Source organism: Actinomadura darangshiensis (assembly GCF_004349235.1).
GTDB classification, from domain to species: Bacteria; Actinomycetota; Actinomycetes; order Streptosporangiales; family Streptosporangiaceae; genus Spirillospora; species Spirillospora darangshiensis.
Genome location: NZ_SMKY01000028.1, coordinates 39,926 through 54,068 on the forward strand (window position 1 = coordinate 39,926; position 14,143 = coordinate 54,068).

At 70.5% G+C, this 14,143-nt stretch carries 11 protein-coding genes; 6 read left to right on the top strand and 5 right to left on the bottom strand.

The genetic code is table 11. The annotated features are described in order from the left end of the window. Positions 1-40 precede the first annotated feature (40 nt). A complete protein-coding gene (locus E1293_RS09235; RefSeq protein ID WP_243716119.1) occupies positions 41-3,280 on the top strand; it encodes an ATP-binding protein in 3,240 nt (1,079 codons plus the stop codon). A gap of 76 nt (positions 3,281-3,356) precedes the next feature. Then, entirely contained in the window at positions 3,357-4,514 is a 1,158-nt protein-coding gene (locus E1293_RS09240) for a HEAT repeat domain-containing protein (RefSeq protein ID WP_132195901.1), read from the top strand. A 17-nt stretch (positions 4,515-4,531) separates the two neighbouring features. On the opposite strand, the gene E1293_RS09245 is transcribed toward E1293_RS09240, so the two are convergent. Next, a complete protein-coding gene (locus tag E1293_RS09245; RefSeq protein WP_132195903.1) occupies positions 4,532-5,023 on the bottom strand; it encodes a DinB family protein in 492 nt (163 codons plus the stop codon). A 93-nt stretch (positions 5,024-5,116) separates the two neighbouring features. Then, positions 5,117-5,542, bottom strand: coding sequence for a hypothetical protein (locus tag E1293_RS09250; protein WP_132195905.1), 426 nt, complete (start codon positions 5,540-5,542; stop codon positions 5,117-5,119). Positions 5,543-6,085: 543 nt separating this feature from the next. Here E1293_RS09250 and E1293_RS09260 point away from each other — a divergent pair. Continuing rightward, a complete protein-coding gene (locus E1293_RS09260) occupies positions 6,086-6,559 on the top strand; it encodes a hypothetical protein (RefSeq protein ID WP_132195907.1) in 474 nt (157 codons plus the stop codon). A 233-nt stretch (positions 6,560-6,792) separates the two neighbouring features. Here the strand turns inward: E1293_RS09260 and E1293_RS09265 are convergent, their stop codons facing one another. Continuing rightward, positions 6,793-7,632, bottom strand: coding sequence for a hypothetical protein (locus tag E1293_RS09265; protein ID WP_132195909.1), 840 nt, complete (start codon positions 7,630-7,632; stop codon positions 6,793-6,795). Positions 7,633-7,740: 108 nt separating this feature from the next. Between E1293_RS09265 and E1293_RS09270 the strand changes: the two genes are divergently transcribed. Beyond that, complete coding sequence (locus E1293_RS09270) at positions 7,741-8,559, top strand: hypothetical protein (protein WP_132195911.1); 819 nt, start codon at positions 7,741-7,743, stop codon at positions 8,557-8,559. 21 nt (positions 8,560-8,580) lie between these two features. Here E1293_RS09270 and E1293_RS09275 read toward each other — a convergent pair whose 3' ends face one another. Further along, on the bottom strand, positions 8,581-11,643 hold the full coding sequence (locus E1293_RS09275; protein ID WP_132195913.1) for a CHAT domain-containing protein: 3,063 nt from the start codon (positions 11,641-11,643) through the stop codon (positions 8,581-8,583). A 55-nt stretch (positions 11,644-11,698) separates the two neighbouring features. Between E1293_RS09275 and E1293_RS09280 the strand changes: the two genes are divergently transcribed. Beyond that, a complete protein-coding gene (locus E1293_RS09280) occupies positions 11,699-12,079 on the top strand; it encodes a hypothetical protein (protein ID WP_132195915.1) in 381 nt (126 codons plus the stop codon). Then, positions 12,076-12,981: a hypothetical protein gene (locus E1293_RS09285; RefSeq protein WP_132195917.1), complete on the top strand. Its 906-nt coding sequence runs from the start codon at positions 12,076-12,078 to the stop codon at positions 12,979-12,981. The genes E1293_RS09280 and E1293_RS09285 overlap by 4 nt, the downstream gene beginning before the upstream one ends. 6 nt (positions 12,982-12,987) lie before the next feature. Here the strand turns inward: E1293_RS09285 and E1293_RS09290 are convergent. Continuing rightward, positions 12,988-14,143, bottom strand: a 1,156-nt coding sequence (locus tag E1293_RS09290; protein WP_341770179.1) for an aldose epimerase family protein, incomplete at its 5' end; no start/stop codon positions are given.

The window sequence follows — 14,143 nt, forward strand, 5'->3', positions numbered from 1 at the left end:
CAGGCTGCTCCCGGGGGTTTGGAGGGGACTTGGAGCCGACTTGGAACAGGCCACGTACGATGTGCGGATCATGGTCTTCATCCGGGTGCTGGGCTCGTTCGCGACCGAGGTGAACGGCGAGGCCGTTCCCCTCGGCGGGCCGCGGCAGCGGAGCGTGCTGGCGTTGCTGGTGGCGGCGCGTGGGCAGGTCGTGCCGGTCGACCGGATGATCGAGGATCTGTGGCGCGGGGAGCCGCCCGCGCGGGCGCTGATGTCCTTGCAGGCCTACGTGTCCAACCTGCGCCGGCTGCTGGAGCCCGCGCGCCCGCCGCGCACGCCGGCCCGGCTGCTGGTGAGCGCGTCGCCCGGCTACGCGCTGCGGCTGCCGCCGGAGGCGGTGGACGCGTGGCGGTTCGAGGACCTGCTCGACCAGGCCCGTACGGACACCGACCCGCGCGCCGCCCAGGCGCGGCTCGCCGAGGCGCTGGGGCTGTGGCAGGGACCGGCGTTCGCCGAGGTCGCCGACGAGCCGTGGGCCGCCGCCGAGACGGCCCGGCTGAACGAGCTGCGCCTGGTCGCCACCGAACTGCGCGTCGCGGCGGGTCTGCGGGTCGGCGACCCCGCCGCGGTGGTTCCCGAGGCCGAGCGGCTCACCCGCGACGAGCCGCTCCGCGAGGAAGGCTGGCGGCTGCACGCCCTGGCACTGTGGAGCAGCGGCCGCCAAGCCGACGCGCTGGCGACGCTCCGCCGCGCCCGCGGCATCCTCGCCGAGGAACTCGGGCTCGATCCCGGCCCGGACCTGACGGCGTTGGAGGAGGCGATCCTCACCCGGCGCACGGACGTCATGCGCGAGACCGTGCCACCGCCGGCCGCACCGCTGCCGCGGCCGACTCCGATCATCGAGGCGCCGTTCGTCGGACGCGAGGCACAGCTGTCCGCCCTGGTCGCGGCGGCCGCCGAGGCCGCCGCCGACGGAACCCGCATCGCCCTCGTCACCGGCGAGGCCGGGCTCGGCAAGTCGACGCTCCTGGAGCATCTGGGCAGGCGGCTCGAACGTGACGGATGGCTGGTCGCCGCCGGCCACTGCCCCGACGTCGACAGCGCGCCGCCCGCGTGGGCCTGGACCGAGGCGCTGAGAGCCGTCGCCGCGACCACGCTCCCAGGCGGGTTCGCGGACGACCTCGCGCCGCTGCTCACCGACACCGAGCCGGTGAACGCCGACGCCACCGCTGGACGGTTCCGCCTGCGCCAAGCCGTGTGGAAATGGCTCGCGGCGGTCGCCGCGGAACGTCCGGTCGCCGTCGTGCTGGACGACCTGCACTGGGCGGACGCCGCCACGCTGGAGCTGCTCGGCGGCGGCCTCGGCACGCGGGCCCCGATCCTGGTCGTCGCCGCGTACCGCGCGGACGAGAGCGGGCACCTCACCGAAACGCTGGCCTCCCTCGCGCGCGCCGCGCCCCTCCGGCTGGCGCTGCCGGGGCTGAACGGCGAGGCCGTCGCGGAGCTCGTCCGGACCGAATGCGTGGCCGACGAGGAGACGATCGCCGGGATCGCCGAGCGCACCGGCGGCAACCCGTTCTACGTGCGCGAAAGCGCCCGGCTGCTGAACGGCGAAGGCGCACTGGTCGCCCTATCCGAGGTCCCCGAAGGCGTACGGGACGTCCTGCGCCGCCGGCTCGCGCGCCTGCCCGAGGGAGGCGTGTCCATTCTCCGGCTCGCCGCGGTCGCCGGCCGGGAAAGCCCGGTGGACGTCCTGGTCAAGGCGGCCGACACCGATGAGGACGGCGTGCTGGACGCGCTGGACGCGGGCGTCATCGCCGGGCTCCTCGACGAGCCCGGCGCAGGCCACATCCGCTTCGTCCACGCCCTCGTCAGGGACACCCTCGTCGCCGACGTCAGCAGGTTGCGCGCCACCCGGATGCACGCCCGGATCGCCGCCGCTCTCGAAGGCACCGGCGACATCGCCGCGCTGGCCCACCACTACGCGCGCGCCGGCTCACCGAAGGCCGTCGGCTACTGCGTCCAGGCCGCCGAGCTCGCCGAGGCCCGCTACGCCCACGACGTGGCGGCCGACCTCCTCACCGACGCCGTCACCAACTCGACCGGACCGGACGAGCGCGTCGACCTGCTCGGCAGGCTGCTGCGCGCGCAGATCCGGGCGGGAGCCGTCGGAGCGGCCCGCGAGACACGCCGTGAAGCCGTGGAGTACGCGGAGTCGCTGGGCCGCGACGACCTGATGATCGCCGCATTCGCCGCCTGGACTGAGCCGACCGCCTGGCAGGCCCGTACGTACGGCACGGTGGACCGGCCCGTCGTCGACCGCCTGAGCCGCCTGCTGAAGCGCGAACTGACCCCTTCGGTGCGGTCCCGGCTCCTGACGGCGTACGCCAACGAACTGGTCGGCGAGGACGACCCGACCGTCATCGAGGCCGCGCAGGAGGCGCTCGACCTCGCCACCGGACCCCTCCTGCGGGCGGCGGCACTGGAGATCCTGGCCGAAGTCCACGGCGACGCGGAGCTCTGCCGGGAGCTCGTGAAGATCGGCACCGACCACGACCTGCCGGTCTACCGCGTCACCGGGCTGCTCAACCATGCCACGGTCGCCGCCGCCGCCAACGACCCGGTGACCATGCGCCAGGTGACCAACGAGGCCCTGGAACTCGCACGCACCTACCGAATGCCCGAGGCGATCGCCGTCACCGAGATCACGCTGGCGGCCCTGGCGCTCATCGAAGGCCGGTCCGCCGACGCCGAACTCCTCTACACCAAGGCCGACGAGGGCATGCGCCGCATCGGATCGGTGCACGCCGCAGGCTTTTTCCAACTCGCCCTGGCCACGATCTGGCTGAACGACGGCACGCTCGGAGCGCACCTGGACGATGTGCGCACCCTCCACGCCGCGCTCGGCCCCATGACCACCGACCTGCTCGCACTCGCCCTGCACGCCAACGGCCTGGACACCGAAGCCCGCGAGGTCCGCGCGTCGACCGGCCCGATCCGCCCCGACTTCTTCTTCACCTTCCTCACGACATTGCGCGCGATGGCCATCGTCGCTCTGGACGACCGCGACGCCGCCGAAGAGATCTACGCGACACTGCTCCCGCACCGCGACGGCCCCCCGGCGGGCGCCACGAGCCTGGCACTGGCGCTGCGCCCGGTCGCCCACACCCTCGGCGACCTGGCCGTCCTCCTCGGCCGCGACCGCGAGGCCGCCGCCCACTTCACCCAAGCCGCCGTCATCGCCGACCGATGGAACGCCCCCCACTGGGCCGCCGAGGCCCGGTCGCGAACGACCACCTAGCCTCTGCCCGCGACGCCGTCGCTAGATTTCATCAACAGGAGCGTCCCCACGCCTCCGCAACCGTCATAGTGGGCACATGTTCTACGGCGCCCGGGATCGCAAGGCCGCCAGGCTTGAGCGGAAAGTGGACAGGCTTGAGGGTAAAAGAGATGTGGCCGGCCTGGCGGCTTTGCTGGGACACCGCGACATTCTCGTCTACGGTCGGGCCCGTAAGGCCCTGCAAAGAATCGCCGATGACTCGCCGATCGACCCTTTCCTTAACGTTCTCCGTCGTTCGACCGGCGTCGCTCGCGCCGAGGTCATCGAAATACTGGGGAAGATCGGTGATCCTGCCGCCGTGCCGGTGCTGATTCCGTTGCTCGCCGACGTGGATCAGACCCTGCTTCCCATCGACTACAGATTCGTCGGTGAGACGTTCAGTTCCGTCACCGCAAGCGCACTGGGAGGGATCGGGGGCCCAGCCGTCCGGGAAGCGTTGATCGACGCCCTGGCTGACGAAGACTTTCCCGCATTGCGCGAACCGCTGCTGAGCGCCCTTGTGGTGGTCGCTGAACCGGATGTGGCCGCCGCACTCCTCGAATTGCTCCGGGACGGACAGGCCGCGGCCTCCGCGCTCGGCCGTCTCAGCGGCCCGGTCGCCAGAACGGTGCTGATCGACGCACTCGAAGGTCGCAACTACCTGAGGGCGAGTTCCCCAGTGCTTCAGGCACTGATGGCGATGAGTGGGCCGGACACGGTCAACGCGCTGGCAGGGCTCGCGCGCGGCGACAGCAGGGAGCGTCGCGCCGCCTTTGCCTCGCTCGACCTCGACAGCGTCACGGGAACGGGCGGTGCGGAGGCGGTCGCAGCACTGCACGACGTGCTGGATCCGGACGGCGCGCTCAGAGCGACAGTGGAAGCGGACACGAGCAGCAGTACCACCGGCAGGACCCGAGGCGATGATGACGCCGCCGCACTGATCCGCTTGATCATCCACGATGGCCATACGGTGGTTCCGGGCGGCACCGTCTATCGGGACAGGGAAGCCATGACGGCTATGGAAGCCCTCGAAGTCCTTGTTGCCCAACGGGGCGACGATGTCCCCCGCTGGGTCCTCTACGCCGGTGCGACGCTCGACAACTTCGCGTATTGGTCTGAGATCGACGATGGGGAGCAGATCGGGATCAGAGTCAATGCGATCGAACTACGCCGACTCTGCCTCTCAGCCCTCCTTCACCCGGATAACGAGATCTAGATACGACTCCAAGGAGTTCAGCGGCCGGTTGCGCCGTCGAGTTGTTCTCGCAGGATGTCCGCGTGTCCGGCGTGGCGTGCGGTCTCCTCGATCAGATGGACCAGCGTCCAGCGTCGGGACGGCCCCGGGCCGCCGCCCTTGCCCAGACGGGGACCCGGTTCGGTCAGGTCGTCCCACGAAGCGATCGCCTTGTTGGCTGTGGCGTTCGTCTCCCGGTAGGCGGCGAGGATGGATTCCGTTGAGTCGCCTTCGGACGGGACGAACGTGGCTTGCCAGTCCGTGACGTCCTCACCGAGCAGCCAGGACCGTTCGACGTAAGTGAGGTGCTTGACCAGTCCGAGCAGGTTCGTCCCGGACGGGACGCCGGGCGCCTTGGCCCGAGCTTCGGGCACCCCCTCGGCCTTGGCTGCGACGGCGGTGCGCAGATAGTCGAGGAAGCCGGCGAGCACATCCTTCTCGCCGGGCCCGGTCGCCGGCGGCCCGGTGTCGCGTTTCCTTCTCGTGCTCATGGTCTCCTCGCTCGGTCGGTGAGGACCACGGTGACGTGAGCCGCCGTGGACCGCACGAAAGTTTGCCACTCTGGCAAGTCCAAGCGCTTTCGGTCAGCGGTGGGCGCGCGTTTCGAGGATGAGCTGGATGAGGGCGTCCGGGTCGGGCGCGTTGACGATCTCCCATTGCGTTCCGCCGGAGAGGATGGCCCACCACTCCTTGGTGTAGGCGCCCCACCAGCAGACGACGCCTTCGAAGCGCTCGCGCAGCTCAGCGATCGTGTGCGCGTGGGACGGGTCTGGATCGGCCAAGGGAGTGGGACGCGGGGACTTCGAGGCTTCTCGAAGGCGCGTGCGGGCGGCGAGGGCGGCCGTCACGTACGGGATCAGGATCCGGGTGATCCGCTCGGCCGCGCGGATCGGCTTGGTGTGCGGGGCCAGATCCTCGCCCGTGCTCGACCGGTACCACCAGATACCGGACGTCGCTCCGGGGGCGAGCGTGATGCTCTCCCCGAACTCCGGAACGTCCGGATCGAACACGCGGAGAAGCGGGTGCGGCCCGTCATAGAGCGGAACGGCCCTCCAGCCCTCCCGGACGATTTCCTGTGCAAGCCGGTCGAGATGGACCGTAATGGACGAAAGCGGGACGCTCATTTACCAGCGCACCCACTTACCGGGTTCGGACGTCGTGCGCGTGGACGCGCGACTGAGTTCGTTAGTGAGCGCCTAGCCACGCCGCCGGTACGCCGGGTCGGTGACCACGCCCATCACGTGTCCGATCTTGCCCTTACGCCGGTGGGGACTGGGCAGCCATTGCCCGATACCACAGGCTGCAAGACCCTCGTTGCCGCCTTCAGCTTGTCGTGCACGTGCCATGCAGCGACTCCATAGGCCCCGTCGGGCTTGGCACGGGGGCGGCTCCGCGTCTGCGCCTCAGGCTGCGAGTATTGCGTGGGCCAGGCGTGGCGGCCCTCGACCTGCGGCTGCCGGCGCGCTCCCGGCGTGCGATACGGAATGACGCCTGCCACTGTCACGGTCTGGCTGGACCGCCGTCGCCACTCGTCGCGCCGAGACCGACGGGGTTTGATCAAGGTCTCGTTCGAGACCTACACTCCGGCGATGGCGTGGAACATAGAGGTGGCTGCCGTCCGAACGGCCGACCTGATCGATGCGGTGCCCGACGTCTTCGGCCCGGCGGGCACCACGATGGGTTTCGAGGATGCGACTTCTGGGAGACGATACGGCGACCTGTGCGTTGCAAAGGTCGGCGACTGGGTCATCGTGATTGACGTTGCCTGCAGGCTGTCCGGGAATCACGACTACTTGGCGGCGGCCTCGGCGTCGACCGACCTGCACCTGGTGCGGATCGCAGATCAGCCGATCGCACTGCACTACCGCGGCGGTCAGTTGATGACGGAGATGCGGGGCGGCGAGATGCTGCCCGACGAAGATCACGATGGCGAGTCCGTGGCGATGGACCACCTGCAGGAGAACACCGGCCTGAGCTTGGACGAGGACCTGTGGGGCGCGAAGTTCACACTCTTCGTCCTTGACTGACCCGGGCCGGTCCCGGTTCACCCACCGGCCCGGAAGGGGAGTACGTACCCGACGGCATCGCAGTACCCCGGGGCGCTCGCGGTGCCGCAAGGGCACCGGACGTGACCGCGGGCCCACTACACGCACAGCGCCTCGGTCGTCCTCGGTGCGGATCTTTCCATTCCCGAGCCGCTCGCGGGCGTCCTGTCCACGCAGGAGTTCTGACCGCCCCACTGTCGGACCTGCTCTTCACATCATGAATCCGGGATTTTCGGTGGGTGGCGGGAGATCCGGAAAGCTCCTGACCCGTAGAACTTCCGGTCGATGGCGTCGTCGGGCAGGGCGTAACGCAGTTCCTCGGCCCGGACGCAGACCCGCCACAACTGCTCGGCGGACAGGCGTCGGACGTCCCAGATCAGGGCCGCCGCGTCTGCGGCCGCAGGGTCATCGGGGGGCGACCCGTCCGGCAATGGGATGTCGTAGATCGCGGCGAGATCACCGGCGGAGACGTCGATCAGGGTGGACAGATCGGCCAGCCTGCCCGGGGTCAGTTCGACCTTGCCCCCTCCGATCATCACGACTGTGCTCGCGGACACGTACATGCGGCCGTTGGAGCACCCCGCAAGAGCCCTAGCCGCATCGCCTATGTCCAGATTCCGGTTCGCGTACAGCATGTTCGCGATCAGGGCACAGAATCCCACCTCACTTGGGTCGAACCATTTCCGTGGCACGTACGGTTGCCGTCGCCGCTCCTGCGGTAGTTCTCGCACCAGTCGGCGCAACTCGGATCGCTGGTTCGCCGGAAGGCATAACGCATAGTCCACCAAGCGGCTGATATACCGCCTGGCGGACGCGTCCAGGGGGGCCAAGTCGTCCGGCACCTTCTGACCGGCCATCGCGAACAGGTCCGCCGTATGCAGGTCCAATGCCGGAGCCAGCGCCCTGAGTAACTCAGAGCCGGGCCGGAGGCCGTCGACGACATTTCGCAGTTCAGTGTCGGAGACCCCAGCAGCCTGCGACAGCGAATCGACATCTACCTGTCGATGGCCGAGCAGCCGCTCCAGAAGCACACCGAAAGGGGGAAACTCCATCATCTCAGGCTACGCATCTCGCCGCCGCCTGTCGTGTTCCACGGGGTCGCCTTATGATCTACGTCGAACTGGAATGCGAGTGGCGTCGAGGCTGGACCGGTGGGTGGGCTTGTGACGAGGTGGACGCAGGAGCTGCTTGACGAGGCGCAGGCACTGGCGCAGGCGAGCAGGTACAGGTCGGCGCTGGGCAAGCTGCTGGTGATCCTCGACGTCTATCCCGATCAGCCCGAGACTCTCAAGTTGGCCAGTAGCGTGGTCCGGCTCGGTTCGCGGCGTACGACGGACGCGGCCCCCGGCGAAGCGCTGGAACCGCAGCATCTGTTCGACAGCCGTCTCGACCCGGTCTTCTGCTCATGCGACGCACCAGGGTGCGAGGTGTCTTGGGTGAGCGCCCACCACATGCTGGAGGACTACGCCGGCGCCACGATCACCAATCCGCTCGGTGCCCGGTGCCCGTCCTGCGACCTCACCCTCTGCCGGAGGCATCTGCCGATCGGGGAGTCCGGCCTTGCCGGTGACTGCGAGCGGTGCGGCGCTCTCCTGGACGCGGCACCTCCGCCGAACGGCCGGGAGACCAACCAGACCCCGCGCCTGAACAAGCGGCTGGTGGACGTGATCGTCCTGGTGGAGGGGAAGCGGCCCCCGGCCGCCGACTTCCTCACCGAACTATGCGGGAACGTGATGCCCGACGTGTTCGAGGACGCCCCGCACATCCACGGCCTCAACGAGCGGAAGTTCAAGGGGGACGGCTACGACCTCGGCCTGATCGCCGCGTTCACGGCCGACGACGCGTACGGAACAGACGACTACGACGTGCGTGTCTATCCCGGTCACCAGGCCGGGCGGCGGAACCGGCGGTGGGTGATCGTGAAGATCTTCGAGAACCGCCCCAAGCACGTCGACCCGCACAATCCCGCAACCGGCGCTTGAAGGCATGCGCTCCCGGTGCAGTTAGGGGCCGTGGTGGATGTAGGAGGCCCACTGGGTGGGAAGGCCAGGGTAGCGGGCGCGGTGGGCGTGGACGGCGTGGTGCAGGGCCGGTGCGCCGGCGGTCGGGTCCGGGACCGTTGAGCCTGCACGGGTGAGGTTCGTGTAGAAGTTCTCGGCGATGGTCGCGGCCGCGCGGTCGTTGACCGGCCACAGGGTGCCGACGACGCTGCGGTATCCGACGAGCTGGAAGGCGGCCGTCACGTGCACGGCCTCGTCGGCATGGCGCTCGCTGGTGTCGGTCGTGCTGCACGCGGACAGGTAGGCCAGTTCCCCGCGGTCGAGGCGCAGGCGGCCGATGGCGCTGACCGTCAGCGGCTGGTCGAGGTGATCTTTCAGCAGCAGGCGGCTGTCGGTCGGTACATGAGTGTCGGCGACGCCGTGGCAGGCGAAGTGCGCGATCTCGTGGTGGGGCAGGGCATCGGTGACGGCGGTGCGGCCGGGTGAGTGCAGGATCTTCGGCGCGAGCGGCAGGCGGCCGAGGAGCTCGGCCTCGGCGGTGGCGCCTGGCAGGCGTGCGGCGCCGGGGGCGTCCGGGACGGACACGACCAGCGCTGACGGCCTCCGGCGCGGGCCCGGCCGCGACCGGCGGGCGTGGGCGAGCGCGCGGATCGTGGTCGTGTAGGACGAGATCACCCGATCGATTACGGTGTCGTGCCCGCCATCCGCATGGCGGCCCGCGGCGTGCAGGGGCAGGAACACGCACGGACCGACCGGGCACCACCAGATCCTCGGCCACTGACCGTCCGCCGGGAGGCCGGTGATGTCCAGGGCCGTGAGGACCGGTGCCGCGGCGGCGTCCCACAGCCATTCGAGGATGCGCAGCACGTCCTGCTGAGCCTGCCGGCGCCGGGTGGCCGCGCCCGGCTCCGTCGCGACCCGATGAGCGTGCTGGAGTGCCGCGACTCGTTCGTCGACCGCTTCCCGGGTGAGCTGCGGTAGGTCCACCACGATGACCGGCGAGGTCGGGTCGTCGGTGACGATCAGGGCGCTGCCGTGTGTGCGGTGGGTGGTGACGCAGGCGATCGGCCCCTCCGTCGCCTGCTCGCGGAGCCGTCCGACCGGCGGTGGGAGCAGGAAGTCCCCTAGGCCGTCGTGTGCCCGGATGCGTGCCAGCAGCTCGTCCCACTGCCGGTTCAACCGGGTGCGCAGCTCGCTCAGCGCTTCGCGGCTCCGGTCGGCGGGCAGGGGCGTCTCGTCCGCGCGTTCGATCGCTCGCACCAGGTCGTCCAGCTCTCCGGCCAGGCCCGGGTCGCGGGATCGGAGCTCGGTGAGGTCTCCGCGCAGGTCGAACATCCCGTTCAGGACGACGCCCCTCGCCTGCTCCAGCAGTTCCACGGCCCTGCCGGGCTCGCCGGCCCCGATCGCCGCCTCCGCCGCCGTCGCCGCCAAGCCGGTCATACCGGTGGCGGACTGCACGCGGTCGTCGAACCCGAGCCTGCGCGGTGCGACCCGAGGGATCTGCTCCACGGCCAGCTCTGCCATTGCCAGCGCGGCGCGGTGGTCCTGCGCGCGTATGTGCACTTCCGCGGCCCTCCGCGCGGCCTCGACCCTGACGGTCACCGGTGCGGACGTGGTCTCGGCCGCCGTGGCCAAGGTACGGCAGGACTCGGCCAGGTCGGCGGGATCGCCGTTGTGGTCGTACCTGGCCTCCAACGCCCGTCCAAGGCGGGCCAGCCTCAGCCCGCGCCCCGGATCGTCGTGCGGTGCGACCGAGAGGGACTCACGCCCCGCCCTCACCGCTTCGGTCACGTCATCGGGTCTTCTGTGCACGGTGAACGATGTCGTCAGGGCGGCGCACAGGTCGTCCAGGCGGTCTGCCCGTTTCACGTGGCGTGCGGGAATGATCGTGGCGGCCTCGCGAAGTGCCGCCACCGCCTCGTCGGCGAGGTCCGGCCGGTCCCCGAACTCGGCCGCCATCAGCAGCACACGGCCGAGCGTGCTGAAGAAGGCGTCCCGCTCCGGGTGGTCGGGCGGACACTCGGCGAGAGCGTCGTGCGCCAGTTCTACGGCCTCGTCGAGCAATTCGGTGCGCCTTGTCCTTTCGAACAGCACGACGAGCGTGTTCGCGAGATTCGCCGGGAACGAGTCGGCCATTAAGGAACCGGGCGGGGTGGCGGCGACCACCTGGCGGCCCAACTGGACGGCCTCTTCCAACGCTGCCAGCTCCATATCGACGGAATAGGCGACCAGCAGGGCGGAATTGAGGTTGCCGCGCAAGCCATACGTGTACGGGGAGCCGGGCTGAGCGGCGGCCAGTGCTTCGCGAGAGACCCGCAGACCTTCCTGCAGCGTCTCCGCGGACGCCGTCCGCTCGTACAGCAGCAGCAGCGCGCCGCCGAGGTTGGACAGCACCGCCGGGGCTTCGTCGTCGTCGTGCGGCGCGGCGACAGCCTCACGGCTGACGTGGACGATCTCCTCGAGCAGCGTGCGGTCGTTGTCTCGCGCATACCGCGCCTGGAGCACGCCGCTGAGGCTGCTCAGGCATGTGACCCGGTGCGGGTGGCCGGCGGGGAGGGCGGCCAGAGCCTGCCGGCACAGGCGTTCGGCCTGGTCCAGGACCTGGGGCATGTCCTCGCGCCCATGCAGGGCGACCAGCGCGGAAGCGTAGTTGCCCGCGAACATGGCGCGGTTCGGGTCCTGCGGTGACGCCGAGGCGAGGGCTCGCCGGAGCGCCTTGACGGCCCGGCGAAGGTGCGCTCGCCTGTTCGTCCGCAAGTAGGCGGCGAACCATCGCATACCGCGCTGCCGGACCCTCCAGGGCTGATACCAGATTCGCTGAAGCGTGCTCCCAGCGAGGAACACCAATGGGACCGCCACCCACGACGTGCCCCAAGTGAAGTAGACGAGCACGCCGGTCACGAGAATGGCCCAGGCATAGCCCATGACCAGGACGGCAAGGCAGCTCAGCGGCGCCCACCACGGCCCGCCGAGGAGAACGGTGACCAGCGCGCTGAGGATCGGCACCCACAGAACACCGGACGTACAGCCGATTCTGATCTCGAGACGCTCATCGGAATCCGACACGCAGGCCATTGTCGCTTGCCGTACTCTGCTCTTGCTTTCAGATCGAGGAGGTTTCGTGTCGGCTGACCGGGTCGCCGCCCTGTGCGAGCACCTCGACCACGACCCCGACCTGCTGGAAGCGCTCGATGAACTGCCCGCCGACCGGTGGGACGAACTCGTGGAGGCCGTGCGCTCGGGTGCGGCGGCCGACGTGCTCGTCCCGCTGCTGGACGCCGTGGACGGCGCCGCCGCCGCTGCCGGGCTGGACGGCCTCACCACCGGAACCCGGCGGTACGAGCCGCTGCCCGGCGGGACGGCCGGGGTCCGCGCCGTCCGCGGATGGCGCTGCCCTCATCCGCACCCGTGCGGCCGGGTCGGGTCCGGCGGTGGCGACGGGACGCCCGGCTGCGCGCTGACCTCCGATCCGCTGGCCCCGGTGAAGGTCGTCAGCGAGTGACCGGGTTCCTGGAAGCCCTGGGCAAGAAGGCCGCCGAGCGGTGGCTGGCCGTGCTCGTGCTGCCCGGGGCCCTGTGGGTGGCGACGGCGTGGGTGGCCGTGCGCCTCGGCCACCGCGATGCGCTCCGGCCCCGGGTCGCCGGCGACCGGGTGACCGAGTGGGCCAAGGATGCGCACAGCACCGGCCTGGTCGTGGCGGTCCTCGCCGCGGCGCTTCTCGGGAGTGCGGCGGCCGGGCTCGCGGCGTCCGGGGTCGGCTGGATCGTCCGGAGGGCCTGGATGGCGCGCGGCAGGCGCCCACCCGCCCGCTGGGCGGTGGCGCGGCGCCGGCGGCGGTGGCACAGAGCCGCCGGCCGGGTCGACGCGCTGGTCGCCGAGGCCGTCCAGGCGGCGGGCTCCGCCGAGGAGGTGGCGGCCGGCCCCGAGATCGCCGACGCGCTGGCCCGCCGCGATGCCATCGCCCTGGAGACCCCCGGACGCCCCACCTGGATCGGCGACCGCTGGCGCGCCGCCTTCATCCGGGTGCGGCGCGCCTACGGCCTCGACCTGACCATCGTCTGGCCGAGGCTCTGGACCGTCCTGCCGGAACAGCTGCGCACCGACATCACGACAGCACAGCTGGCCTGCACCTCCGCCGCGACCCTGACCGGGTGGGCCCTGCTGTACGGCGCGCTGGCCGTGCTGTGGTGGCCCGCGTTCCCGATCGGCGTGACGCTTCTCGGCACGGCAGTGGCCCGGGCGCGCATGGCCACCGCCGCACTGTGCGAGCTGGTCGAGACCGCCGCCGACCTCTACGGCCCCCGGCTCGCCGAACAGCTCGGCAGCCCCGCGTCCGGCCCCCTCACCACCGCCCTCGGCGACGAGATCAGCGCGCGCCTGCGAAAAGACCCGCCCATCGCGTAAGCGCGGTCATGAGGTGGAGAAGGAGTAGACGCTGGTGGAGTCGTAGGTCTGGCCGGGGCGAAGCGTGGTGCTGGGGAATTGCGGTTTGTTCGGGGAGTCGGGGAAGTGCTGGGTCTCCAGGCAGAACCCGTCGCCCTGCCGGTACATCGTCCCGCCGGTGCCGACCAGGCGGCCGGTGAGGAAGTTGCCGGAGTAGAACTGGAGGCCGGGCTGGTCGGTGCGCACCTCCATCACCCGCCCGGTGGCCGGCGCGGTGACACGGGCGGCGAGCTTCATGCCCGTCCCGTCGAGCACGAAGTTGTGGTCGTAGCCGCGCCCGTACACCATCTGCTGGTGGCCGTCGCGGATGCGCTCGCCGATGGTGTGCGGGCGGGTGAAGTCCAGCGGGGTGCCGTGCACCGAGGCCAGCTCGCCGGTCGGAATGAGCGTTGAGTCGACGGGCGTGTAGCGGGACGCGTTGATCTGGATCTTGTGGTCGTACGTGTCGCCCGACCCCTCACCGGCCAGGTTGAAGTAGGTGTGGTTGGTCAGGTTGACGACGGTCGGCTTGTCGGTTGTGGCCTGGTATCGGATCCGTAGGTCGTTCCCGCGCGTCACGGTGTAGGTGACGGTGGTGCGAAGGGTGCCGGGGTAGCCCTCCTCGCCGTCCGGGCTGACATACGTCAGACTCAACGACACGCCGTCCTTGTCCTTGACCGGATGCGCTTTCCAGACGCGCTTGTCGAATCCCTTGGCGCCGCCGTGCAGGCTGTTGTCGCCGTCGTTCGCGGGCAGCTTGTAGGTCTTGCCGTCCAGGGCGAACCGCGCGCCGCCGATCCGGTTCCCGTACCGTCCGATCAGCGCCCCGAAGTAGGGGTTCTCGGTGGTGAAGGCGTCGCTGAGGTAGCCGTCCAGCGTGCCGAACCCGAGGGCGATGTTGCCGGACCGGCCGCGGCGGTCGGGCACGTCGAGGGACTGGACGGTGCCGCCGTAGGTGAGGATACGGGCCTTCATCCCGTGCCCGCTGCCGAGCGTGTACCGCTCGATCTTGGTGCCGTCCGGCAGTGCGCCGAACGCCTCCTTGGCGATGGTGGGCCCGGACGCCGAGGCGGATGCCGGGACGCCGAGCAGGCTGCCCGCGAGCAGGGCGGCGGCGGCCAGCGGGACGGTCAGGGGTGGGACG